General features: G+C 69.9%; 18 protein-coding genes. 4 read left to right on the forward strand and 14 right to left on the reverse strand.

Features of this window, described 5'->3' with window-relative positions; genetic code table 11:
* Positions 1-75 precede the first annotated feature (75 nt).
* Together E3T28_RS06070 and E3T28_RS06075 are read left to right on the forward strand one after the other, a co-directional pair.
* Positions 76-2265 carry an ATP-dependent Clp protease ATP-binding subunit gene (locus E3T28_RS06070; protein WP_134428908.1) on the forward strand — a complete coding sequence of 730 codons (2190 nt, stop codon included), beginning with the start codon at positions 76-78 and terminating at the stop codon, positions 2263-2265.
* 69 nt (positions 2266-2334) lie between these two features.
* Positions 2335-3381, forward strand: a complete 1047-nt coding sequence (locus E3T28_RS06075; protein WP_134428910.1) for a zinc-dependent alcohol dehydrogenase family protein — start codon at positions 2335-2337, stop codon at positions 3379-3381.
* A 57-nt stretch (positions 3382-3438) separates the two neighbouring features.
* On the opposite strand, the gene E3T28_RS06080 is transcribed toward E3T28_RS06075, so the two are convergent.
* From E3T28_RS06080 to E3T28_RS06110, 7 genes are all read right to left on the reverse strand, one after another.
* Positions 3439-4905 carry a dihydrolipoyl dehydrogenase family protein gene (locus E3T28_RS06080; protein WP_134428912.1) on the reverse strand — a complete coding sequence of 489 codons (1467 nt, stop codon included), beginning with the start codon at positions 4903-4905 and terminating at the stop codon, positions 3439-3441.
* A 302-nt stretch (positions 4906-5207) separates the two neighbouring features.
* Complete coding sequence (locus tag E3T28_RS06085) at positions 5208-6899, reverse strand: long-chain-fatty-acid--CoA ligase (protein WP_134428914.1); 1692 nt, start codon at positions 6897-6899, stop codon at positions 5208-5210.
* Positions 6896-7984 carry a threonine aldolase family protein gene (locus tag E3T28_RS06090; RefSeq protein WP_174776791.1) on the reverse strand — a complete coding sequence of 363 codons (1089 nt, stop codon included), beginning with the start codon at positions 7982-7984 and terminating at the stop codon, positions 6896-6898. The genes E3T28_RS06085 and E3T28_RS06090 overlap by 4 nt, the downstream gene beginning before the upstream one ends.
* A gap of 124 nt (positions 7985-8108) precedes the next feature.
* Entirely contained in the window at positions 8109-9212 is a 1104-nt protein-coding gene (locus E3T28_RS06095) for an ABC transporter permease (protein ID WP_134428946.1), read from the reverse strand.
* A gap of 50 nt (positions 9213-9262) precedes the next feature.
* The gene (locus E3T28_RS06100; protein WP_134428915.1) at positions 9263-10147 is read right to left on the reverse strand and encodes an ABC transporter ATP-binding protein; all 885 of its coding nucleotides are present in this window, start codon (positions 10145-10147) and stop codon (positions 9263-9265) included.
* An 87-nt stretch (positions 10148-10234) separates the two neighbouring features.
* A complete protein-coding gene (locus tag E3T28_RS06105; RefSeq protein WP_241979194.1) occupies positions 10235-10918 on the reverse strand; it encodes an SDR family NAD(P)-dependent oxidoreductase in 684 nt (227 codons plus the stop codon).
* Positions 10919-10922: 4 nt separating this feature from the next.
* On the reverse strand, positions 10923-12326 hold the full coding sequence (locus tag E3T28_RS06110; protein ID WP_134428917.1) for a DUF6421 family protein: 1404 nt from the start codon (positions 12324-12326) through the stop codon (positions 10923-10925).
* A 470-nt stretch (positions 12327-12796) separates the two neighbouring features.
* Here E3T28_RS06110 and E3T28_RS06115 point away from each other — a divergent pair, with 470 nt between their 5' ends.
* Entirely contained in the window at positions 12797-13177 is a 381-nt protein-coding gene (locus E3T28_RS06115; RefSeq protein ID WP_134428920.1) for a DUF1622 domain-containing protein, read from the forward strand.
* Between the two features lie 59 nt (positions 13178-13236).
* On the opposite strand, the gene E3T28_RS06120 is transcribed toward E3T28_RS06115, so the two are convergent.
* Positions 13237-14505 (reverse strand): methyltransferase, encoded by a 1269-nt coding sequence (locus tag E3T28_RS06120; protein ID WP_134428922.1) that lies wholly within the window; start codon positions 14503-14505, stop codon positions 13237-13239.
* A 152-nt stretch (positions 14506-14657) separates the two neighbouring features.
* Positions 14658-15650 (reverse strand): LLM class F420-dependent oxidoreductase, encoded by a 993-nt coding sequence (locus E3T28_RS06125; protein ID WP_134428924.1) that lies wholly within the window; start codon positions 15648-15650, stop codon positions 14658-14660.
* 86 nt (positions 15651-15736) lie between these two features.
* Between E3T28_RS06125 and E3T28_RS06130 the strand changes: the two genes are divergently transcribed.
* The gene (locus E3T28_RS06130) at positions 15737-16918 is read left to right on the forward strand and encodes a glycerate kinase (protein ID WP_134428926.1); all 1182 of its coding nucleotides are present in this window, start codon (positions 15737-15739) and stop codon (positions 16916-16918) included.
* Between the two features lie 51 nt (positions 16919-16969).
* Here the strand turns inward: E3T28_RS06130 and E3T28_RS06135 are convergent, their stop codons facing one another.
* The 5 genes from E3T28_RS06135 to E3T28_RS06155 form a co-directional block, all read right to left on the reverse strand.
* Positions 16970-17842 (reverse strand): 2,3-bisphosphoglycerate-dependent phosphoglycerate mutase, encoded by an 873-nt coding sequence (locus tag E3T28_RS06135; RefSeq protein ID WP_134428928.1) that lies wholly within the window; start codon positions 17840-17842, stop codon positions 16970-16972.
* 111 nt (positions 17843-17953) lie between these two features.
* Positions 17954-18544 carry a hypothetical protein gene (locus tag E3T28_RS06140; protein WP_134428930.1) on the reverse strand — a complete coding sequence of 197 codons (591 nt, stop codon included), beginning with the start codon at positions 18542-18544 and terminating at the stop codon, positions 17954-17956.
* Between the two features lie 123 nt (positions 18545-18667).
* Positions 18668-20803 carry an acetate--CoA ligase gene (gene acs / locus E3T28_RS06145; protein WP_134428931.1) on the reverse strand — a complete coding sequence of 712 codons (2136 nt, stop codon included), beginning with the start codon at positions 20801-20803 and terminating at the stop codon, positions 18668-18670.
* Positions 20794-21657 carry an ABC transporter permease gene (locus tag E3T28_RS06150; protein ID WP_134428933.1) on the reverse strand — a complete coding sequence of 288 codons (864 nt, stop codon included), beginning with the start codon at positions 21655-21657 and terminating at the stop codon, positions 20794-20796. The genes acs and E3T28_RS06150 overlap by 10 nt, the downstream gene beginning before the upstream one ends.
* Positions 21658-21777: 120 nt before the next feature.
* Entirely contained in the window at positions 21778-22833 is a 1056-nt protein-coding gene (locus E3T28_RS06155; RefSeq protein WP_134428935.1) for an aliphatic sulfonate ABC transporter substrate-binding protein, read from the reverse strand.
* Positions 22834-22883: the final 50 nt, after the last annotated feature.

The raw sequence follows: 22883 nt of genomic DNA on the forward strand, positions 1-22883 counted from the left end.
TAAACTTGAGTCCATCAGACTCAGCTTTTCCACCGACCTGCGGCGCGAGCGGCCGGCCCGAGAGAGGATCCTCCGATGCAAGCAGGTCAGCAACCGCCCCAGGACGAAGCGAAGACGGCGCTGCAGCAGTACGGCGTCAACCTCACCGAGATCGCCAAGAGCGGCAAGCTCGACCCGGTGATCGGGCGGGACGCCGAAATCCGCCGGGTCAGCCAGGTGCTCACCCGCCGCACCAAGAACAACCCGGTGCTGATCGGGGAACCCGGCGTGGGCAAGACCGCCGTGGTGGAGGGCCTGGCCCAGCGCATCGTGGCCGGCGACGTGGCCGATTCCCTCAAGGGCAAGCAACTGGTGGCCCTTGACCTGGCGGCCCTGGTGGCCGGGGCGAAGTATCGCGGTGAGTTCGAGGAACGGCTCAAGGCCGTGCTCAAGGAGATCAACGACGCGCAGGGCCAGATCATCACCTTCGTCGACGAACTGCACACCCTGATGGGTGCCGGCGGCGGCGAGGGCTCCGTGGCTGCCTCCAACATGCTCAAGCCCATGCTCGCGCGCGGCGAACTGCGCCTGATCGGCGCGACCACGCTCAACGAGTATCGCGAATTCATTGAGAAGGATGCCGCCCTCGAGCGCCGCTTCCAGCCGGTGCTGGTCGACGAGCCGAGCGTGGAAGACACCGTGGCCATCCTGCGCGGCCTCAAGGAGCGCTACGAGGCGCACCACAAGGTGTTGATCGCGGACGCGGCACTGGTGGCCGCGGCATCCCTCTCCAACCGGTACATCACGGCCCGCCAGCTGCCCGACAAGGCCATCGACCTGATCGACGAGGCCGCCAGCCGGCTCAGGATGGAGATCGACTCCGCCCCGGTGGAGATCGACGAGCTGCGGCGCAGCGTGGACCGGCTCAAGCTGGAGGAACTCGCGCTGAAGAAGGAGAAGGACGACGCGTCGAAGGCCCGGCTGGAGAAGCTGCGCGGCGACCTCGAGGATCGTGAGCTGAAACTGACCGAGCTGCAGACACGCTGGGAGAAGGAACGCGCCTCGCTGAACCGGGTCGGCGGGCTCAAGGAGCGGCTCGACACCGCGCGCAGCGCGGCGGACCGGGCCGAACGGGAGGGCAACCTGGAGAAGGCGTCCCGGCTGCTCTACGGCGACATCCCCAAGATGGAGAAGGAGCTCGCCGCGGCCGAGCAGGCGGAGTCCGACGGGCCGCGCATGGTCAATGATCAGGTCACCGCCGAGGACATCGCCGCAGTGGTCGCCATGTGGACGGGCATCCCGGTGGGCCGGCTGCTGCAGGGCGAGACGGAGAAGCTGCTGAACCTCGAGGGTGAGCTCGGGCACCGCCTGGTCGGGCAGAGGCAGGCCGTGCGGGCGGTCGCCGACGCCGTGCGCCGCAGCCGAGCCGGTATCTCTGACCCGGACCGGCCGACCGGTTCGTTTCTCTTCCTCGGGCCGACCGGCGTGGGCAAGACAGAGCTCGCGAAGGCGCTCGCCGAGTTCCTTTTCGACGACGAGAAGGCGATGGTGCGCATCGACATGAGCGAGTACGGGGAGAAGTTTTCCGTGTCCCGCCTGGTCGGGGCGCCTCCCGGCTATATCGGCTATGAGCAGGGCGGGCAGCTGACCGAGGCCGTGCGCCGCCGCCCGTATTCGGTGATCCTGTTCGACGAGGTGGAGAAGGCGCATCCGGAGGTCTTCGATGTCTTGCTGCAGGTACTCGACGACGGCCGGCTGACGGATGGCCAGGGCCGCACCGTGGACTTCCGCAACACGATCCTGGTGCTGACCTCGAACCTCGGGTCGGCGTTCCTGATCGACCCGGTGCTCAGCCGGGAGGAGAAGGAGGCTGCCGTGCAGACGCTCGTGCGCCAGACGTTCAAGCCCGAGTTCGTCAACCGTCTCGATGACATCGTGGTGTTCCAGACGCTGTCGATGGAGGACCTCGGCCAGATCGTCGGGCTGATGGTGGACCGGCTGGAAAAGCGGCTGGTCGAGCGCCGGCTCGAGCTGGGGGTGACCCCGGATGCCCGCACCTGGCTGGCGGAGCGCGGCTACGACCCGATCTACGGCGCCCGCCCGCTGCGCCGGCTGATGCAGACCGAGATCGATGACAAGCTGGCGACGGCGATCCTGTCGGGCGCCGTGCGGGACGGCGACACGGTGCGCGTGGACTTGGCGCCGGACGGGGACTCACTCAGCGTCGCCTCCGCCCCGCTGCTGGTTTCGGACCCGGTCGACCTCGACGACGACGCGCTGTTGTAGGGCTTCCCGTCGCCGCCGCTCCCCCTGGCCGTCGGGAGACGGTCAGGTGGGCGGGCTTAGGCTCGGACCATGCGTGCAACAGTGATTTACGGGGAACGGGACATCCGCCTCGAAGAAGTATCCGATCCGATTCTCTCCACCGGCGGTGACGCCATCGTGCGCGTCGTCGCAGCCTGCGTCTGTGGCTCAGACCTCTGGCCCTACCGGGGAATCCAGCCCACCGAGGAGCCGAAACGAATCGGCCACGAGTTCGTCGGCATCGTCGAGGAGATCGGCGCCGACGTGAGCCGGATCAAGGTCGGCGACTTCGTCATCGCGCCGTTCTACGACTGCGACAATACCTGCATCAACTGCCAGAACGGCACCAGCACCTCCTGCCTGCACGGCGGCTGGTGGGGCTCGGACGACCAGCTCGGCGGCTTCGCCGATGGCGCCCAGGGCGAGAAGGTGCGCGTGCCGCACGCCGACGGGTCGCTCGTGGCGACGCCGACGCTGCCCACCGACGCCCAGGTTCCCGGTCTGCTGACCCTCGCCGACGTCATGGGCACCGGCCACCACGCCGCGGTCTCCGCCGGTGTGACCGCGGGCAGCACGGTCGTCGTCGTCGGCGACGGCGCGGTCGGCCTCTGCGCCATCATCGCGGCCAAGCGGCTCGGGGCATCCCGGATCGTGGCCATGTCGCGCCACCCCGAACGCCAGGTCGTGGCCCGCGAGTTCGGCGCCACCGACGTCGTCGAGGAGCGCGGCGAGGCCGGTGTGGCCCGCATCCGTGAACTCTTCGACGGCATCGGCGCGGACTGCGTGCTCGAGTGCGTCGGCACCAAGGAATCGATGGAGCAGGCGATCGCGTCGGCCCGTCCCGGCGGAATGGTCGGCTATGTCGGCGTGCCCACCGGCGGACCGATCGAGGTTCGCCCGCTGTTCGGGCGGAACGTGGGTCTGAACGGCGGCGTCGCATCCGTACGCGGTTACGTGGAAGAGCTGCTGCCGGAGGTGCTCTCGGGCGCCATCAACCCCGGCCGCGTGTTCGACCTGCAGCTGCCGCTGTCCGAGGTCGCCGACGCCTACGCCGCCATGGACGAGCGGCGCGCCATCAAGGTGCTGCTGCGCCCGTAGGCCGGAGATCGGGCTTGTCGGGCATCTCGACAGGCTCGATTACCGCGACCGGCTCGATCACCGCGGGATTGGCTCGGCCACCGGGGCAGGCGCGGCCACCGGGGCAGGCGCGGCCACCGCGACCGGCTCCGGCGCCTCCAGCAGCAGACGACGGGCCGTGAGGCCGATGACCGCGCTGTAGGTGGGGTAGGCGAAGCGCACCCCGGCCAGGGTGGCAACGTCGACTCCGGCGGCCATCGCCGTCGTCACTGACTGGATCACCTCGACCGCGTTCTCCCCGGTGGCGTGGGCGCCGAGGATCAGTTCCCGCCGCCGGTCGGCGATCAGCTTGAGGAACCCCAGGTTCCGGCCGTCGATCACAGCGCGGTCGAGCTCGGAGTAGGGCACTGTCGCGACGACGCAGTGCGGGTCCCGAGCCCTGGCCTCCTCCTCGGTGAACCCCACGCCCGCGTAGTCGGGGTCGGTGAAGCCGCCGGCAGGGAGCAGGTGGTGCGGCGTTCTGCGATTGGCGCCCAGCACCGCGTTCTCGGCGGCGGCTTCACCCTCGAACTGGGCGGCCTGCACGAGCATGTCCCGTCCATTCGCGTCGCCGACGGCGAAAATGTGAGGCACGACGCTCCGGAAGTACAGGTCCACCGGGATCGCCGAACGTTCGGTGGTGATGCCGGCCTGATCGAGTCCCAGGTCGTCGACATCCGCTGGCCAGCCGGTGGACATGATGACGGCATCGAAGTCGGCGGACTGCCCCGCTCCGTTCTCGCGCCAGGACAGGGTGAGGGTTCCGTCGGCTTGCTGCTGGATCGCGGTCACCGTGTCAATTCCCGTGTGCACGGCCACACCCTGCCGGCGGAATGCCGTCGACACCGTGTCGGAGATGTCGGAATCCGATGCCGTCAGGATACGCGGGGCGACGTCGAGCAGGGTCACCGCCGAGCCGAAGGAGCTGAACACCGTGACTAGTTGTGCGCCGGTGTTGCCGGCGCCGATCACGGCGACCCGTCGGGGAAGGGCCGTCAGCTTCAGGATGTCTTCCGGGACTGTCGCCAGGTGCGCCCCCGGCACGGGCAGGCGCCGAGAGTGCCCGCCGACGCAGACCAGGAACGTGTCGGCGGTGAGGATGCGGCCGGTGTCCAGGACCACGGAGTGCGGATCGATGAATCGCGCCCGGCCTTCCAGAACCAGTTCGATTCCCGAAGCCTCGAACCGCTCGGCCTCGCTCTTGATCGAGCGTACCTTGTTCACCCGCGACTGCACCCGATCGACCATGGTGGCCCAGTCGATGCGCGGGTCGCTGACCACGATTCCATAGGTATCCGCCGTGCGCACCTCGCGCATCAGGCGTGCCGCCTTGGCGAGCACCCGCGTCGGCACGCACCCCGTGTTCACGCAGGTTCCGCCGAGCCGGTCGGCCTCCGCCACGGCGACGCGGGCTCCCAGTTCGGCGGCCCGGAGCGCTGCGGCCGTTCCAGCCGGCCCCGCGCCGATGACGACGACATCGAAGTGGTCAAGAGTGTTTCTGGTCATCGTGGTCTCCACCGGTGGTCACTCCTGAGAGCGCCCGGACGCTTGTCCGAGAAAAATAGTCGGATGACATTTTTACCTGACGGGGCTGTGGAGTTACTGTGTCGGGGCGGGGATCTCGACAGGGATCTCGACAGGCTCGACCGCCGGTGCGGCTCGATCACCGGTGCGGCTCGATCACCGAGCCGCCGAGACCTCCGGCGTGCGAGTGCGGGTGAATTGTCGGTGTGGCGCGTACTGAACGACGATTCAAGCGCACGGGCGAGCCGGAGGTCGGCTGATCGGGCTGCGGGGGAGCCCGGGCGCTACTCCTCGATCAGACCCGCGCGCACCTCGCGGCGCAGCACCTTGCCGATCAGTGACCGGGGCAACTCGTCGACCGCCACGACGGTGCGGGGCACCTTGTAGGCGGAGAGCCGGGTGCGGCAGTAGGTGCGGATGGCGTCCACGTCGAGGGTGGCACCCGGCGCCAGCACCACCGCGGCGGCCACGTCTTCGCCGCCGTTCGCGCTCGGCAGCCCAACGACGGCGGCGTCGGCGACATCCGGATGCGACAGCAGGGCCGCCTCGACCTCGGAGGGCGCCACGTTGAAGCCGCCGGTGATGATGAGCTCCTTGATGCGGTCGACGACCGTGACGAAGCCGTCGGCGGAGACCCGCACGATGTCGCCGGTGCGCAGCCAGCCCCCCTCGAGCAGGGTCTTGGCGGTCTCGGTCGGCTGGTCCCAGTAGCCGGAGAAGACCTGCGGGCCACGGATGAGCAGCTCACCCTCTTCCTCGATTCCGCGGTTCACGGTGGGGTCGTCCGGGTCCACCACGCGGATCTCGGTGCTCGGGAACGGCACGCCCACCGTGCCGGGGCGTCGGCTGGGGCCCATCGGGTTGCCGACGGCGATCGGCGAGGCCTCGGTCATGCCGTAGCCCTCGACCAGCAGCCCGCCGGTGGCGGCCTCCCAGCGTTCCACGATCGACACCGGCAGGCTCATCGCGCCCGAGATGGCGTAACGAACGCTGCGGAGGCTCACATTCTTCGCCGCCGCGGCCTTCACGAGGCGGTCGTAGATCGGCGGAACGGCCGGCATGAACGTGGGTGGGGTGCGCCGGGCCGCATCGAGCAGCAGTCCCTCGTCGAACTTGGGGAACAGCACGAGCCGGGCGCCGGTGGCCATCGCGAAGGTCAGGCACAGGGTCAGGCCGTAGGCGTGGAACATGGGCAGGACCGCGTAGAAGACTTCCTCGCCGGGACGCAGCCCCTGCACCCAGGCCTCGCCCTGCAGGGCATTCGCGCGCAGGTTGAAGTGGCTGAGGATGGCGCCCTTCGGGGTGCCGGTGGTGCCGCTGGTGTACTGGAGCGCGGCCGTGTCGGTGACCTTCGGGCGCGGGTGGCTGTGGCGCAGCTTGCGCGAGCCGACGATGCCGGCCCAGGTGAAGGCATCCTTGCCCAAGGGGCCTGAGGTCAGGGCGTCGCGCGACTCGCGGGCTTTCGCTATCGGCAGTTTGAGCAGGAGCCGCTTGGCGAGCGGCATCGCCTCCGTCAGGTTCACCGCGATCACGGTGCGTAGGCCCAGGTCGGCGGGGAAATCGGTGACGGTCTTGTAGATCTTGTCCCAGACAATCACGACGCGGGCGCCGTGGTCCTCGAACTGGTGCCGGAGCTCGCGCTCGGTGTAGAGCGGGTTGTGCTCGACCACGATCGCGCCCAGGCGCAGCACGGCGTAGAAGGCCACCACGTGCTGCGGGCAGTTCGGCAGTACCAGGGCCACCCGGTCGCCGGGCTTGACGCCGAGGCGCAGCAAGCCGTTCGCGGCGCGGGAGATCTGCTCGCCGAGCTCGGCGTAGGTGGTGGTGGCGCCGAAGAAGTCGAGTGCCACACTGGGGCCGAACCGGCGCGCGGAGGTCTCGATCATGTCGGAGAGCGTGTCGGTCGGCTCTTGGATGGTGCTAGGAACGCCGGGGGCGTAGGAGCCGAGCCAGGGTTTGTTCTCGAAGACGTTCATCGGGCTGCCAGCTCTCGGATCAGGGCCGCGACGAATGCGTCGATGTCGGCCTCGTCGGTGTCGAAGCCGCACATCCAGCGCACCTCGTTGGTCGCAGGGTTCCAATCGTAGAACCGGAAGTGCCCGCGAAGGCGATCGGCCACGCCGGGCGGCAGGATCGCGAAGATCGCGTTGGCCTGGGTGTTCTGGGTGAAGGACAAACCCTCGATCTGACCGGCGGCGATGCCGGCCTCGAGAGCGGTGCGCATCCGTTGGGCCATGGCGTTGGAGTGGCCGGCGTTCCGCAGCCAGAGGTCGCCGCCGAGCAGCGCGATCAGCTGGGCCGAGATGAAGCGCATCTTCGAGGCCAGTTGCATGTTCAGTTTGCGCAGGTAGATCAGGCCGGCGGATGCCTCCGGGTTCAGTACCACGACACACTCGCCGTACATCATGCCGTTCTTGGTGCCGCCGAAGCTGAGCACGTCGACGCCGGCGTCGCGGGTGAAGGCGCGGAACGGCAGGCCGAGCGAGGCGGCGGCGTTGGAGAGGCGGGCGCCGTCCATGTGCAGCTTCATGCCGTGGGCGTGCGCGTGGTCGGCGATGGCCTGCACCTCGTCGACGGTGTACGCGGTGCCGAGCTCGGTGGTCTGGGTGATCGACACGACCAGTGGCTGAGCCCGGTGCTCGTCGCCCCAGCCCCACGCCTGCTGGTCGATCAGAGCGGGGGTGAGCTTGCCGTCGGGGGTGTCGACGGTGAGGAGCTTGATGCCGGCCACCTTTTCGGGGGCGCCCGCCTCATCCGTGTTGATATGGGCGGTGGATGCGCAGATCACGGCGCCCCAGCGCGGCAGCATCGACTGCAGGCCGATCACATTGGCGCCGGTGCCGTTGAAGACCGGGAAGGCCTCCACGCCCGCGCCGAAGTGTTCGGCGAAGACCTGCTGCAGCCTGGCCGTGTAGACGTCTTCGCCGTAGGCGATCTGGTGCGCGCCGTTGGCGGCGACGATCGCGTCGAGGATCTCGGGATGCACCCCGGAGTAATTGTCGGAGGCAAACCCGCGCGAGGAAAGGTCATGGAGTTGAGTCACCACTCCATCTTTGCGCATCCGTCTGCCTCGGTTCTGTGCGCTCGGTGTGCGAATTCGACGGAGATTGTGCCTTGAAACGGTGTTTTCGGGCCGAAACGCGGCCGTCAGGGCACAATCTCCGTCGAATTGGTTCGGGGTCGGGTCAGCCGCGCAGGGCCTGGCGCAACGTGACGCGGGCTCCCATCCGGAGCAGGGAGTTCGAGTAGATCCGGGAGCCCAGCAGGATGACCACGGCCGTCGATGCGAGCAGGATCGCCAGCGAGAGCAGCGGCTCCCACCAGGCGGCGGTGCCGAGGAAGATGCGCATCGGCATGCCGACCGGGGCCGAGAACGGGATGTAGGACATGATCGCGAGCACGGTGGGGTTGTCGTTGAAGAAGATCACCAGGAAATAGGGAATCATCACGAGGAACAGCACCGGCGAGGTGGCCGAGCCCACGTCTTCCTGGCGGGAGACCATCGAGGCGGTCGCGGCGAACAGCGCCGCGAGCATGATGAAGCCGAACGCGAAGAACACGGCGAACCAGAGGATCGACGGCCCGACGGTGCCCAGCAGGCTGATTTGGCCGGTTGTGGCCATGCCGATCGCCACCAGCGAGCTGATCGCCACGATCTGCCCGAAGGCCATGATGCTGTTGCCCACCACCTTGCCGCCGAGCAGAGCGCGCACCGGAATGGTGGTCATCAAAATCTCGACGACCCGGGTCTGCTTCTCCTCGACGACGCTCTGCGCGATGGTCGAGCCGAACGTGATCGCCGACATGAAGAAGACCAGCCCGAAACCTAGCGAGACGAGGTAGACCAGGCCGTCGCTCTGCCGCGAGGTCGGCTCCAGCACGCTCACTGCGGGCGTAACGCTCAGGGCCGCGAGCACGCCGACCGGCGGGGAGCTGAGGGCGATGACGCGCACGCCGAGCAAGGCATCGGCTCGGGTGGACGGAACGACCGCAGCGGAAACGGTGCCGTCCCGCACCAGGTCCTCGGCAGTGGCGACGTCGTCGGCCTTCACCGTCGTGAACGACTCGGTTTGCTCCACGATCTGGGCGGCGGCACCGACGACGGCCACCTTGGGCAGGGTCTGGTTCTGGCTCGCGATGCTGCCGGCGACGACGGAACCGATCGAGATGAGCAGCAGGATGCCCGTGGAGACCAGGAACGCCTTGCTGCGCAGCCGCGCCACGATCTCGCGGGTGGCGACGAGCCACACGCTCCGGGCGAAGCTCGGGGCCGGGTACCGCGGGCGCACCTGCGCACGGTCGGTGTGCGGCGTGCCGGCGAGGTCGTTCCGGGGCGTGCTCACTGAACGACCTCCTTGAAGATGGTGGCGAGGCTGGGGCGCTGCTGGCTGAACGACGTGACCGGGCCCAGGTCGAGAGCCTGGCGCAGGACGGCCTGGCTGGCGGCATCCGTTTCGGCCTCGAACACGGCGACCCCGTCGGAGAGGTCGAGCACGGAGATGCCGGGCACGGCGCGGACCCACTCCGCGGTGGCGGCCGTGCGGAGTTCGAACCGGGGGCTGCTGTGTTGTTCGCGCAGCTGCTCGCGGGGGCCGTTCGCCCGGATCTCGCCGTCGGCGATGATCACGACGTCGTCGCAGAGACGCTCGACGATGTCGAGCTGGTGCGAGGAGAACAGCACCGGCGCGCCCTGGGCGGCGAAGCCGGAGAGCACGCTCATGACCACCTCGACCGCGAGCGGGTCGAGGCCGGAGAACGGCTCGTCGAGCACGAGGAACTCCGGGTCGTGCACAAGCGCGGCCGCGATCTGGGCGCGCTGCTGGTTGCCGAGCGAGAGGGACTGCACCAGGTCGCCGGTGCGCTCGCCGAGTCCGAGCCGGTCGAGCAGCTCGGCGGTGTTGCGGCGGGCGGATGCCGGGCTCAGCCCGTGCAGGCGGGCCAGGTAGACGAGGTGCTCGCCGACCCGCATCTTCGGGTAGAGGCCGCGCTCCTCCGGCATGTAGCCGAAGCGGCGACGGTCGTCGCTGGACAGCGGAACGCCGTCTTGCAGCACCGTGCCGGAGTCGGCCGACAGCACACCGAGGATGATCCGCATGGTGGTGGTCTTGCCGGCGCCGTTCGCGCCGACGAAACCGGTCAGGCGTCCGCCGTCGACGCCGAAGCTCACGTCGGTCAGTACTTTCCGGGTGCCGTAGCGCTTGTTGATGGACCTGATTTCGAGCATGCCTACCCCTTCGAAGCCTGGTCCCACGCTAGCGTGCCGCGAGTTGCGGCCGGCCGGCTTCCGCTCTTCCCTCCAACTGTCAGCGGTTCACTCGGTCGGCGGGGCCAGGAGCATCCGGGAATTGTTGACGGATGCCGCGGGCGGGTCCCAGAGGGAAACGACCTCAGTCGCCAGCTCGGTTTCCAGCCCGGCGAGGGCACGCACGACGAAGACGACCGCCGCGGCATCCGAGCCTGCCTTGGCGAAGCCTTGACCGACCGCGCGGGTCCAGATCTCGGCGGCGGCCTTCGCGGCGGCGTAGTTCGCGCCGCCCGGGGCGGGTTTGTCGACCGAGACACTGGATACGATCGCCAGGCGCCCGGCCGGCGAGGCCAGCAGGTCGTCGTTGAACGCGCGAGTGGTGTTGCGGAGCGTGGTGACGACATGCGCGTGCAGGAAGTCCCAGTCCTCGTCGGACTGGCCGGCCAGTCCGCCGCCGCCGCGCCAGCCGCCGACCAGGTGGATCAGGCCGTCGATGCGGCCGTGCTCGGCGTGCACGGCGTCGGCCAGCGCCGTGACCTCCGCGAGGTCGCCGAGGTCGCAGACATACGTTTCGGCGCCGGTGACCTCGGCCTGGAGGCCCTGCAGGCGCTCGGCGTTGGAGCCGACCGCGATCACGCGCGCGCCGGCATCCGTCAGCGCGATGGCCACGGCGCGGCCGGCCGCGCTGGTCGCACCGGCAATGAGCACGGTGCGACCGGCAACGGCCCGGCCGGCAGCGGAATCAGCCACGTCGTCAGTCACGCCCGGTGAGCCCGGCGGTCGACTCGATCACGGGCTTCATCTTCTTGTCGAGCGCCTCGAAGAACATCGACAGCGGGAACTCGTCGTCGAGCACGAGGTCGGTGTAGCCCTTCGGCGCGCCGGCGAGCACGTCCAACGGCAGGCCGCGAGCCCACTGCGACGCCGGGTTCGGCGTGAGCGTCTTCGCGATCATGTCGTAGGCGGCCAGCCAGTGGGACTTCTTCGGCCGGTCGATCGACTCCCAGTAGAGGTCGTCGATCTGCGCGCCGAGCGCGATGACGACGTCGGGCACGGCCGCCCAGTCGAAGGTGAGCCGGGTGTCTGTCCAGTGCAGCACGTGGTGCTGGTGCATCCACGCGAACAGCAGCTGCCCGCCCAGCCCGTCGTAGTTGCGCACCCGGCTGCCGCTGATCGCGAACCGGAAGATCCGGTCGAAGATCACGGCATACTGCACGAGTTTCGCGTGCCTGCGCGCCTCCGGACTCGCATTCTCGTCGCGTTCGATCGTGACCGATTCGCGGAATGCGGTCAGGTCGCAGCGCAGCTCCTCGAGCGAATAGAGGAAGAACGGCATCCGCTGCTTGATCATGAACGGGTCGAACGGCAGGTCGCCGCGCATGTGCGTGCGGTCGTGGATGAGGTCCCACATGACGAAGGTTTCCTCGGCCAGGTGCTGGTCGTCGAGCAGCGCCGCCGCGTCGGCGGGCAGTTCGAGACGCGTGATCTCGGCGGCCGCGCGCACGACTCGACGGAACCGGGCAGCCTCGCGGTCGGCGAAAATCGCACCCCAGGTGAAGGTGGGAATCTGGCGCATGGCGACGGTCTCGGGGAACAGCACGGCCGAGTTGGTGTCGTAGCCGGGCGTGAAGTCGAGGAACCGGATCGGCACGAACAGACCGTTCGTGTACTCCTGCTCGAGCTCGTCGATGAACTCCGGCCAGATGACCTCGATCAGCACGGCCTCGACGAAACGGTTCGTGCTGCCGTTCTGGGTGTACATCGGGAACACGACCAGGTGACGGATGCCGTCGGCCCGCTGCTGCTGCGGCTGGAACACCATCAGGGAGTCGAAGAAGTCCGGCACGCCGAAGCCCTCGCTGCACCAGCGGGTGAAGTCCACGTTCACGGCCGTGAGGTAGGCGGCGTCGTGCGGGAACAGCGGGGCGAGCTCGTCGATGGCTGCGACGATCACGTCGACGTGCGCCGCGGCATCCGTGTGGGCGTCGGCGACGGGAATCGAGCCGTCCTGCGCTTGGCTGGCCTGCAGCGCGGTGGCCGCGGACTTGAGGCGGAGCCAGGCCGGGTGGGTTGCCGGGTCGGCGGCGACGGTGCTGGCGGCATCCTCTAGAACCTCGGGCTCACCGACCAGTGCATCTTGCGCAATGTAATTCGACATGGGAACCTCCGTTCTTCGTGAGTGCCGCGGTCGCGGCGGGGTGGTGCGGTGGTGCGGGCTGGAGCCGTGCAGCGTGCGTTTCGGTGCCATCCGGCGCCACGGTCCAGAGTAGCGGGAGGCCGCGAGCGTTTTCTTGCCATAACTCGCAACGAATCGCCGTGTTCCCGCCCTTCGCTCGCCGAAAACCCCCGTTCCGGTCGAAAGTGTCCGTTCCGCGGGTCACTCTCGACCGGAACGGGCACGGTCGGGTGAGCGCCGCGGCCCGCCGCCCGCGGCCCGCCGCCCGCGGCCCGCGGCTCGGACGTCGAGAATCGCCGATAGTGCCGAGTGACGCCGTCCCGCCGGCGATTGTGGGCGCAAACGGCGACTCTCAAGTCAGGGGTCGACCGCGCGGACGGCTCGACCGGCGGGGTCGCCCGCGCTATCGTCGCAGCGACCATGCAGCGACCATGCAGCGAGGAGCGCCGCCGATGAACTTTGACGAGGTGATCTCGGCGGTCGTGCGGGTCGTGGAGGCGGCCGGCGCGGCCATCATGGTGCTCGGCGGTGCGACCGCGTTCCTTGCCGCGGTGCCTGCCGTGCTGCGGGCGGACACCCGGCAGCGAGCCTACGAGGAGTTGCGGCGCAATCTGGGCCGGGCCATCCTGCTCGGACTCGAAGTGCTGATCATCGCCGACATCATCCGTACCATTCTGGTGGATCCAACCCCGGAGAGCGTGCTGGTGCTCGGCGCGATCGTGGTGATCCGGGTGCTGCTCAGTTTTTCGCTCGAGGTGGAGATGGACGGCATCTGGCCCTGGTCCCGCTGGAGGCTCGCCGCGACCAAGAGCGGTAAGCAGAACCTCGAGTAGCGCCCGAAACGACATGTCTGAGGGGTGTACTCCGCCGCCGACCCCTCAAACGTGACGGTTCAGCGAGCAGCGTCGGCCACGTCGGCGGCGACGTCCGGCGCCTGGGCCGGCGCCGGGACGGCTCGAAGCCGCCAGAGTGACGTCACTTCCTTCGACCGGGCGGCGTGCAGGGGGTCGGATGCGTCGGCGGCGCGACCGTGCACGGGCTTGGTGTCCAGACGGGCGACCACCTCGAGGCCGGAATCCTCGATCAGGTCGAGGAGTTCGCCGCGGGAGCGCAACCCGAGGTGTTCGGCGATGTCGGAGAGCACGAGCCAGCCCTCCCCGGCCGGTTCGAGGTGGTCGGCCAGCCCCGACAGGAAGCCCCGCAGCATCCGGCTGTCGGGGTCGTAGACGGCGAAGTCGGTGGCGGTGACGGCGGACGCGGGGATCCATGGCGGGTTGCAGACCACCAGGTCGGCGCGGCCGGCGGGGAACAGGTCGGCCCGGGCGATCTCGACCGAACCGGCGAGCCCGAGCCGCGTGATGTTCTCGCGCGCGCAGGCAAGCGCCCGCGGCTCCTGGTCGGTGCCGACCACGTGACGGATGCCACGCCGCGCCAGCACCGCCGCGAGCACCCCGGTGCCCGTGCCGATGTCGAACGCCGAGGCGGCCCGGGCGCTCGAGCCGGACTCGCCTGCGCCGGTCTCACCCGCGCCCCCGGCCCAGGCCGCCGGCAGCGGGGCGGTGTTGACGAGGTCGAGGTACTCGCCGCGCACGGGCGAGAAGACCCCGTAGTGCGGGTGGATGCGGGCGCCGAGCGCGGGCACGTCGACGCCGGTCGTGCGCCACTCGTGCGCCCCGATGACGCCGACGAGCTCGCGCAGGGCGGTGACCGAGGCATCCGTCGTCGGGCCGTAAGTCTCGGTGCAGGCGCGCCGCACGTCGGGCGCGCGACGGAGCGGAACGGTGTAGTCGGCGTCGAGCGGCACGAGCACCAGGGCCAGCAGCCGGGCACGGCGCAACGCCTCGGACCGGTGGTGCCGGAATGCCGCGGCCAGGTCGGTCGTGGGCGCGTGCCGGCCGCGGTCGGCGCGGCGGGCGAGGGCGCTGAGCAGCTGGCGGGCGTTCTGGAAGTCGCCGCGCCAGAGCATGCCGGTGCCGTTCTGGGCCAAGCGGTAGGCGGAATCCGCGGTCAGGGTGTCGTCGGCGATGATGACGCGTTGCGGCGGCGCCCAGCCGCTCTCCGAGTGCCAGAGGGCCGAGCGGGTCTGCCCGGCCTCCTCCCAGGTGATGCGGGCGGGGCCGGCCGGGGTCGCGGCTCCGGCGTCGGTGCTGGTGTTGCTCATGGTTCCATCCTTGCGCTCGAATGCGCCGCGTGCGTTCGAATGCGCCGCGTGCGCTCGAATGCGCCGAGTGCGCCGAATGTTTCGGTCGAGTTCGAGTGGTGTGCGGATCGAACTCGACCGGAAGTGTCGAACTCGGCGGGGACTGCGCCCGATCAGCGCAGCGCGGGCATGACCTCGCGTTCGAACAGTTCCAGGCCCGAGCGGTCGTAGGCGGCCTCCGGGAAGTAGTGGATCGCGTAGCCGAGGCCGCGTGCCTTCATACCGTTCAGGCGATCGACGACCTGTTCCGGCGTGCCGACGCCCTGCGCCTCGCCGCTGCGGTACTCGGCCATGAACGCCGTCGCGCCGTCTTCCCCGAGGAAGGGCGTGACCCGGGACTGGATGGCGTCGAGCCTGTCGGCGACCTCGGCATCCGTCGCCCCGATCACGGTGTTGTAGTTCGCCGAGCGGGTGATGGCGCCGAACTCGGTGCCTTCCGCCTGGCAGTGCGCCTCGAGCAGCTCGCTCTTGTGTGTGAAGCCCTCGGGGGAGCCGTCGAAGTTCGTGTAGTTCGCGTACTTCGCCGCGATCTTGAGGGTGACCTTCTCGCCGCCGCCGGCGATCCAGACCGGGATGCCGCCGTCCTGCAACGGGAGGGGCCGCACGATGGCGCCGTCCACCTGGTAGTGCTGCCCGTTGAGGGTGGCCGTGCCGGTGGTCCAGGCCTGGCGCATGATCTGCACACCCTCGTCGAGGCGGGCGAGGCGCTCGCCTGCACGGGGGAAGCCGTAGCCGTAGGCGCGCCATTCGTGCTCGTACCACCCGGCGCCGATGCCCATTTCGACGCGTCCGCCGGAGATGATGTCGATGGTCGAGGCGACTTTCGCGAGGTAGGCCGGGTTGCGGTAGCTGATGCAGGTGCACATCTGGCCGAGGCGCACCCGCTTCGTGGTGGCGGCGAACGCGCTCATCAGCGTCCAGGCCTCGTGGGTGGCCTCGGCACTCGGCACCGGCACGGTGTGGAAATGGTCGTACACCCAGATCGACTCCCACTCACCGGCGTCGGCGTGCGCGGCGAGGCCGCTCATGGTCGCCCACTGCTCGGCGGGATCGATATCGACCAGGTCGTGACGCCAGCCCTGAGGTATGAAGAGTCCGAATCGCATGGTTTCGAGCCTACGCGGGTGCAACGGATGCGGCCTCCGGAGCCGCGCAGTTGCAGCGGGTGCCCGGGACCGGGAAGATCAACAGCATGAAGTTCGTTCTGGCTCCCGACTCGTTCAAGGAATCCATGTCGGCCGCCGAGGCGGCCGAGGCCCTTGAGCGAGGAATCCGTTCCGTGTTCCCCACCGCCCAGTGCGTGCGGGTGCCGATGGCGGACGGCGGCGAGGGCACCGTGGAGGCGCTGGTCTCCGCCTGCGCCGGCGAATTCGTGGTGACCGAGGTGCAGGATGCCTGCGGTCGCCCGGTGCAGGCCGCCTACGGCTACGTGGCCGCCGAGCAACTGGCGATCATCGAGGTCGCTGCGGCGGCCGGCATCCACCTCGTGGCCTCGGCCGACCGCGACGTGCGCAGCGCGAGCACGTTCGGCGTCGGGCAGCTCATCACCGATGCGCTGGACCGAGGCGCGAGCCGGTTCGTGGTTGGGCTGGGCGGCTCGGTGACCAATGACGGCGGGGCCGGGATGCTCCATGCCCTCGGCGCGCGGCTGCTCGATTCCGACGAACGCGACCTCGGGAACGGTGGCGCTGAGCTCTCGCGACTGAGCCGGATCGATCTGGAGGGGTTCGACCCGCGGGCGCGGTCCGCGTCGTTCGAGATTGCGAGCGACGTCGCCAATCCGTTGCTCGGCCCCGACGGGGCCTCCACCGTCTTCGGCCCGCAGAAGGGCGCCGATCCGCAGGCCGTGCTGGACCTCGAGGAGGCGCTCACGGTCTTCGCGCGGGTGCTCGCCGCGGACTCCGGACGTTCCGTGGCAGATCTTCCCGGCGCCGGTGCGGCCGGCGGGCTCGGCGCGGCCTTCCTGGCCTGCTTCGACTCCCGCATGCGCCGCGGCGTGGAGGTGGTGATGGAGGCTGCCCTCCTCGAGCAGCGCCTGAGCGGGGCCGACTTTGTCTTCACGGGCGAGGGTAGCATCGACGGGCAGACCCTCCACGGTAAGACCCCGCTCGGTGTGGCAGAGGCTGCCGCGCGTCACGGTGTGCCCGTGGTCGCGTTCGCGGGCCGGGTTGGACCGGGGGCCGAGGTGCTCTACGACCAGGGCTTCGCCGCGCTGGTGCCGATCGTGCAGGAGGTCAGCGACCTCCAGCGCGCGCTGACGGATGGCCCGGCGAACCTGGAACGGACCGCCGCCACGGTGTGCCGAATCCTTGCCCTCGGCCAGTCGGCCGGGGTCGCGCGCGGGGCGCAGACAGGCTGGGCGACGGGCGCTTGAGCGGCGCGCACGCCGGAGCGTGTCAGGCCCAGGGGCGAACGCCCGTGATCGCTAGGTGCCGCCCTCGTTCGCGAGCGTGATGGCGGCCGCCAGCGCGGTGACGGAGTCGAGGTAGCGGCCGCCGGCCGGCGCGGGGTGCCCCCGGGCGTCGAAACGGTAGACCAGCGGCTGCCCGGTGGGTAGGTTCAGGTCGCGGATCTGCCGGTCGTCGAGACCGTCGATTACCGCGCAGAGGGCCCGCAGGGAGTTGCCGTGCGCGACCACGAGCACGGTCTCGCCGCGGGCGAGGAGCGGCGCCACGCGCTCGGTGAGGAAGGCATCCACTCGGGTGATCACGTCGCTCAGCGCTTCGGTGCGGGTGAGCGCGGCCGGCGGCAGCGCGCGGAACAGGGCGGTGCCGGCGAACTCGTCGTAGAGCCGGTCGCCCATGGCGGGCGGGGCCTCGGCGACCGAGCGGCGCCAGGCCACGAACTGCTCCTCACCGAATTCCGCGCGCACATCGTCCTTGGATCGACCGGTCAGCGCGCCGTAGTTGCGTTCATTCAACCGCCAGTCGGCGTCGCAGCCGGCCAGGGGGCAGGCCAGCCCGGCGGCGACGATCGCGGCCGTCTGCCGGGCGCGCGCCAGGGTCGAGGTGAACAGGGTGACGGATGCTGCGAGGTGGGGCAGCGCATCGACCCGCGGCACGTCGAGGGGCAGTGCCGCGTTCAGCAGGGCGGTGGCCCCAGAGGCCTCGCGGATTCCCTGGTTCGACAGCGGCGCATCCAGCACGCCCGTGAACAGCCCGGCGGCGTTCGCGGTGCTCTCGCCGTGCCGCAGCACGATCAACACCCCCGCTTCACGCACGGTAACCAGCCCTGTTCGATCTCGCCTGCCCGGCGACGGATGCCGCAGCCGGGGAGTCACGGCGTCGTCCGCCGGCATTCCTCAGGTTACAGTCCCGCCGCCGCCGCAACCCAGCCGCGCGTGCGCGCAATGTGTCTCTGCGGCGGCGCCAAGGGGGCAGATTGGGCGCACGCGCGGCAGTGGGACGGCCTAGAAGCCGAAGTCGCCGCCGCCGAAGTCGCCGCCGCCGAAGTCGCCGCCGCCGCCGGAACCCGCGTCGCCGCCGGAACCCGCGTCGCCGCCGGAATCAGTGCCCGAGGCATCCGCAGAGCCGCCATCCATGGGCAGGAAGGCGCTCATCAGCGTCGACGCGATGACGTAGCCGGCCACGGTGCCGAGCAGGGAGCTGCCCATCATGCTGCCGAAGCTCGGTCCGCCCTGCCCGCCCTGACCCTGCCCCTGACCGCCCTGGTTACCGAAGGCGCGCGTGAGGGTGCCGGGCTGGCGCAGTTCCGCCCGGGTGGCCGCCTGGGCCAACGTCGCCGGTTCGGCGTTCGCTGGGCGCTCGCCGGCCTCGGCGTTCTCGCTCAGCTGCCGGAACAGCAGGTCGCGCTGCTCATCGGTCAGCTTGCTGAAGGCCTCCGCGTGCACCTGCTCGATCGTCTCGGGCGGGGCCGTGCGCAGCAGGTACTGGTAGCGCTCGACGGCGATCTCGTCGTCGGTGCGCTCCGGTGCGGCCGCGCGGCGCTGCTGCTGGGGCCGCTGGGGCTCGGTGCCGAAAAGGCGGTCGAAGAATCCCATGGTGTGCTCCTTGGCTCGGGTGGGACGGGGCGTTGTTTTCTACGATTCCACCCATCGCTGGGTAGGGGCTGGAATAACGCCGGAACCGGGGCAAATCGGCGCGAAACCTGCTCCGGACAGGGCTCAGCGCTGTCGCGTCGCCGCCACGATCGCGGCGATGCGGCTCGGAACCGTGTCGTCCTGCAGTGAGGTCACGTCCCCGAGCGGCCGGCCGGCCGTGATGTCACCGAGCAGGCGGCGCATGATCTTGCCCGAGCGGGTCTTGGGCAGGTCAGGCACGACGAACACCTCCCGCGGCCTCGCGATGACCCCGATGGCCTGCGTGACATGGGCCCGCAGCAGCGGTTCGAGGGTGCCTCGTGCGCCCAGCCAGACCGCCAAGTCGTCCGGGTCGTTCGGGTTGCCGGGGCCGCCGCGCGTTCCCGAGCTGCCGGAGCGGAGCGGTGCCGTCGCCGGGATCACGAAAGCAGCGATGGCCTCCCCGGTCGTCGCATCCGTCACGCCGACCACGCCGGCCTCGCCGACCAGCGGATGCGCCACCAGCGCCGACTCGATCTCGATCGTCGACAGGCGGTGCCCGGACACGTTGATCACGTCATCGACCCGGCCGAGCAGCCAGATGTCACCGTCGTCGTCGTATTTCGCGCCGTCGCCGGAGAAGAAGAAACCCTGCTCGGCGAACCGCGCCCAGTAGGAATCGCGGTACCGCTCGGGGTTGCCCCAGACCGTGCGAGCCATGCCGGGCCAGGTTCCCTCGATCACCAGGTAGCCACCGGAGCCGAACGGCACCGGCCGGCCGTGGTCGTCGACGACGTGCGTCGTCAGGCCGGGCAGGGCGCGCAGGGCCGAACCGGGCTTGAGCGTGCTGACGCCCGGCAGCGGCGCCATCACGGCGGCGCCCGTCTCCGACTGCCACCAGGTGTCGACGATCGGGGCACTGCCGGCGCCGACGTTCTCGCGGAACCACACCCACGCCTCCGGGTTGATGGCCTCGCCGACTGACCCGAGCAGGCGGATGCTGGACAGGTCGAACTCGCTCGGCAGCCCCTCCGGGAACCAGGTCATGAACGTGCGAATGAGCGTCGGCGCCGTGTAATAGGTGGTCACACCGTAGCGCTCGATGATCTCGAAGTGCCGGCCCGGATGCGGGGTGTTCGGTGTGCCCTCGTAGATCACCGAGGTGGTGCCGTTGGAGAGCGGCCCGTAGTGCACGTAGCTGTGCGCGGTGACCCAGGCCAGGTCGGCGGTGCACCAGTGCACGTCGTCGTCCTTGGCGTCGAAGACGGCCCAATGGCTCCAGGACGCGTGGGTCAGGTACCCGCCGCTGGTGTGCACGAGCCCCTTCGGGGTGCCCGTCGTGCCCGAGGTGTAGATGATGAACAGCGGGGTCTCCGCGTCGAAGAACACGGGTTCGTGCACGGGGGAGGCGAGGTCCACTGCTTCGTGCCACCAGACATCCCGGCCCGGCGTGAAGGGGATGTCGGGGGTCAGGTCGCCGGTGCGGCGCACCACGAGCACGTGCTCGATCGAGTCCACGCCCGCGACGGCCGCGTCGGCCGCGTCCTTGACCCGAACGGCCCGGCCCCGGCGGAACTGGCCGTCGGTGGTCACGAGCAGCTTCGCGCCGGTGTCCTCCACCCGGAACCGCAGGGCCTCGGCCGAGAATCCGCCGAAGACCAGCGAGTGCACGGCGCCCAGGCGCGCGATGGCGAGGGTGATGATGATGGTTTCGGGGATCACCGGCAGGTAGAGCACGACCCGGTCGCCCGGCACGATGCCGAGGTCGGTGAGCGCGTTGGCGGCCCGGTTCACCTCGCGGCCGAGTTCGGCGTAGGTGATGGTGCGGCGGTCGCCGGGCTCGCCCTCGAAGTGGAACGCGACCTTGGTGCCTTTGCCGGCGGCCACGTGCCGGTCGACGCAGTTGACGGCTACGTTGAGCTTTCCGCCCGCGAACCACTCGGCGCGGGGCACGGACAGCACGCCGTCGGTATCCGTTGCCGCCGGCTGCCAGGTGTGGTCGGTGTGCCACGGCTCGGCCCAGTCGAGGCGGTGCGCCTGCTCGGCCCAGAACGCGATCGGATCTGCGGCGGCCCGGTCCCACCAGGTGGCGTCCACGTTCGCCTGCGCCGCGAAGGCGGCCGGGGCCGGGTAGCGTCGGGTCTCGGTCAGGAGACCACGGATGATGGCGCTCGCGGGATCGATCGAGCGCGGGGCCCCGGTCGGTGGCGTCGATGCGGCCGTCACCGGCGTCACGCCCATTTACGGTTCGCCCAGCGCTCGAAGAGGCCAACGGCGGCATCCGTCAGCTTGCCGAGGATGGCGAGCAGAATGATCGCCAGCAGGATGCGGTCGATGCGGCCGTTGTTCTGCGAGTCGATTAACAGGAAACCCAGACCCATCGAGGAGGCGATCAGCTCGGCGGCGACGAGGAAGAGCCAGGCCTGGGCCAGGGCCAGCCGCAGCCCGGAGATCACGGCGGGGATCACGGCCGGCAGCTGCACGGATGCGAACAGGCGCACCCCGCGCAGGCCGAACGCCCGTCCTGCCTCTACGAGCTGGCGGTCGACATGCCGCAGCGCCGCCGACACGGTCGTGTAGACCGGGAAGAAGGCGCCAATGGCGATCAGGGTGAGCTTGGACTCCTCGCCGATCTTCAGCCAGAGGATGAGCAGGGGAACCCAGGCGAGCGACGGCACCGCGCGAATGGCGCCGAGGGTCGGGGCGAACATGATGTCGGCGGTCCGGGACAGCCCCACCAGGGCTCCGAGGGCGATGCCGAGGGCGGCGCCGACGGCGAAACCGATGAGCACGCGCTGGGTGGAGATCGCCGCGTACTGGCCGAGCAGACCACTCGCGAACAGGTCGAGGCCGGCCTGCCAGACCATGGCGGGGGAGGGAAGCTGGGCGATCGTGAACACGCCGAGCGCGGTGGTGAGCTGCCAGGCCGCAAGGATCAGGACCGGCAGGATCGCGCCGCCGATGAGGGTGACCGAGCCGCGCGAGGTGAGCGACCGGCGGGGGGAGTGCGCGGTGCGTGCGGATGCCGTTGCGGTGGCATCGGTCACGGTCCGGGCCGACGTGGGCGGCAGCGTGCGGGGCACGGTCTCGGTCATGGTCGCGTCCTCTCGGTGGGTGGTGCTGGTGTGCTGGCGGCGCGGGTGTGCTGGCGGCGCGGGTGTCCGGGGCGGTTGCCCGCCCCGGACGGTGGTGCGGTGGTTACCGGGCTAGGGCCGCTACTTCACGACCGACGGGTCGGCCTTCGTGGCGAAGCTGTCGTTGATGATCGTGTCGAGGGCGTCGTCGATCTGGCTCTGCGCCGCGACGTCACCGGCGGCGACGAAGGTCGGGCCGATCTTCTTCAGCACCGAGAGCTGGGCCTTGCCGGGCACGTTGTCCACGTCGAGGTTGGAGCGATCGGTGATCACCGTGGTGGCAACGGCGAGGTCGAGGCCCGAGACGCCGGCCAGGATCTCGGCCGTCTGGTCGGGGTTCTCCAGCGCCCAGGCGCGGGCGTGCTCGTAGACGTCGACGACGGTCTGGGCCACATCGGGTTTTTCGGTCACGAAGCTTTCGGTGGCGTTGAGGAAGCCGTAGCTGTTGAAGGCGACGTTGCGGTAGAGCAGTTCCGCACCGGCGGCCTCGGCACCGGCCATGATCGGGTCGAGTCCGGCCCAGGCGTCGACCGAGCCGTTCTGGAGGGCAGCCCAGCCGTCGGCGTGCTGTAGGTTCTGCACGGTCACGTCGTCGAGGGTGAGTCCGGCCTCCTCCAGTGCCTGGAGCAGGAAGAAGTAGGGGTCGGTGCCCTTGGTGGCGGCAATCTGCTTGCCCTTCAGGTCCGCGACGTCGGTGATCGCGGAGTCGCCGGGAACGACGAGGGCCGCCCACTCGGGCTGCGAGAAGATATCGATGACCTGGATCGGCGAGCCGTTCGAGCGGAACAACAGAGCGGCCGAGCCGGCGGTGGAACCCACGTCGATGGCATTGGCGCGCAGGGCCTCGTTGGCCTTGTTGGAGCCGGCTGACTGCACCCAGTTCACGGCGATGTCCTGGTCGCTGAGGGCATCCTCGAGCCAGCCCTGGTCCTTGATCACCAGGCTGAGCGGGTTGTAGGTGGCGAAGTCGATGTTCAGGGTGCCGCCGGTGGTGACGGTGGCCTCACCCGCTTCGGCGGCTTCGGCCGGCTCGGCGGCCGGCGCAGTCTCACCCGCGACGCAGCCGGTGAGCAGCAGGGCGGCGGCCGTTGCGACGGCAAGGAGCGCGATTCGTGCGGTGGAGCGGTGCTGTGTCATCGGGTTCTCTCAGTTGGTCGGGCTGCGGATGCTGCCCCCGGTGTGGGAAA

The sequence above is a fragment of the Cryobacterium sinapicolor genome, assembly GCF_004403465.1.
In the GTDB taxonomy this organism is placed as follows: domain Bacteria; phylum Actinomycetota; class Actinomycetes; order Actinomycetales; family Microbacteriaceae; genus Cryobacterium; species Cryobacterium sinapicolor.

Excerpts from the sequence above, each read along its gene's own strand:
- E3T28_RS06120 (WP_134428922.1), bottom strand. The coding sequence starts at position 14,505 with ATGAGCAACACCAGCACCGACGCCGGAGCCGCGACCCCGGCCGGCCCC.
- E3T28_RS06080 (WP_134428912.1), bottom strand. The coding sequence starts at position 4,905 with ATGACCAGAAACACTCTTGACCACTTCGATGTCGTCGTCATCGGCGCG.
- E3T28_RS06135 (WP_134428928.1), bottom strand. The coding sequence starts at position 17,842 with ATGCCGGCGGACGACGCCGTGACTCCCCGGCTGCGGCATCCGTCGCCG.
- E3T28_RS06070 (WP_134428908.1), top strand. The coding sequence starts at position 76 with ATGCAAGCAGGTCAGCAACCGCCCCAGGACGAAGCGAAGACGGCGCTG.
- E3T28_RS06125 (WP_134428924.1), bottom strand. The coding sequence starts at position 15,650 with ATGCGATTCGGACTCTTCATACCTCAGGGCTGGCGTCACGACCTGGTC.
- E3T28_RS06155 (WP_134428935.1), bottom strand. The coding sequence starts at position 22,833 with ATGACACAGCACCGCTCCACCGCACGAATCGCGCTCCTTGCCGTCGCA.
- E3T28_RS06075 (WP_134428910.1), top strand. The coding sequence starts at position 2,335 with ATGCGTGCAACAGTGATTTACGGGGAACGGGACATCCGCCTCGAAGAA.
- acs (WP_134428931.1), bottom strand. The coding sequence starts at position 20,803 with ATGGGCGTGACGCCGGTGACGGCCGCATCGACGCCACCGACCGGGGCC.
- E3T28_RS06115 (WP_134428920.1), top strand. The coding sequence starts at position 12,797 with ATGAACTTTGACGAGGTGATCTCGGCGGTCGTGCGGGTCGTGGAGGCG.
- E3T28_RS06110 (WP_134428917.1), bottom strand. The coding sequence starts at position 12,326 with ATGTCGAATTACATTGCGCAAGATGCACTGGTCGGTGAGCCCGAGGTT.
- E3T28_RS06100 (WP_134428915.1), bottom strand. The coding sequence starts at position 10,147 with ATGCTCGAAATCAGGTCCATCAACAAGCGCTACGGCACCCGGAAAGTA.
- E3T28_RS06140 (WP_134428930.1), bottom strand. The coding sequence starts at position 18,544 with ATGGGATTCTTCGACCGCCTTTTCGGCACCGAGCCCCAGCGGCCCCAG.
- E3T28_RS06150 (WP_134428933.1), bottom strand. The coding sequence starts at position 21,657 with ATGACCGAGACCGTGCCCCGCACGCTGCCGCCCACGTCGGCCCGGACC.
- E3T28_RS06090 (WP_174776791.1), bottom strand. The coding sequence starts at position 7,984 with ATGCGCAAAGATGGAGTGGTGACTCAACTCCATGACCTTTCCTCGCGC.
- E3T28_RS06130 (WP_134428926.1), top strand. The coding sequence starts at position 15,737 with ATGAAGTTCGTTCTGGCTCCCGACTCGTTCAAGGAATCCATGTCGGCC.
- E3T28_RS06085 (WP_134428914.1), bottom strand. The coding sequence starts at position 6,899 with ATGAACGTCTTCGAGAACAAACCCTGGCTCGGCTCCTACGCCCCCGGC.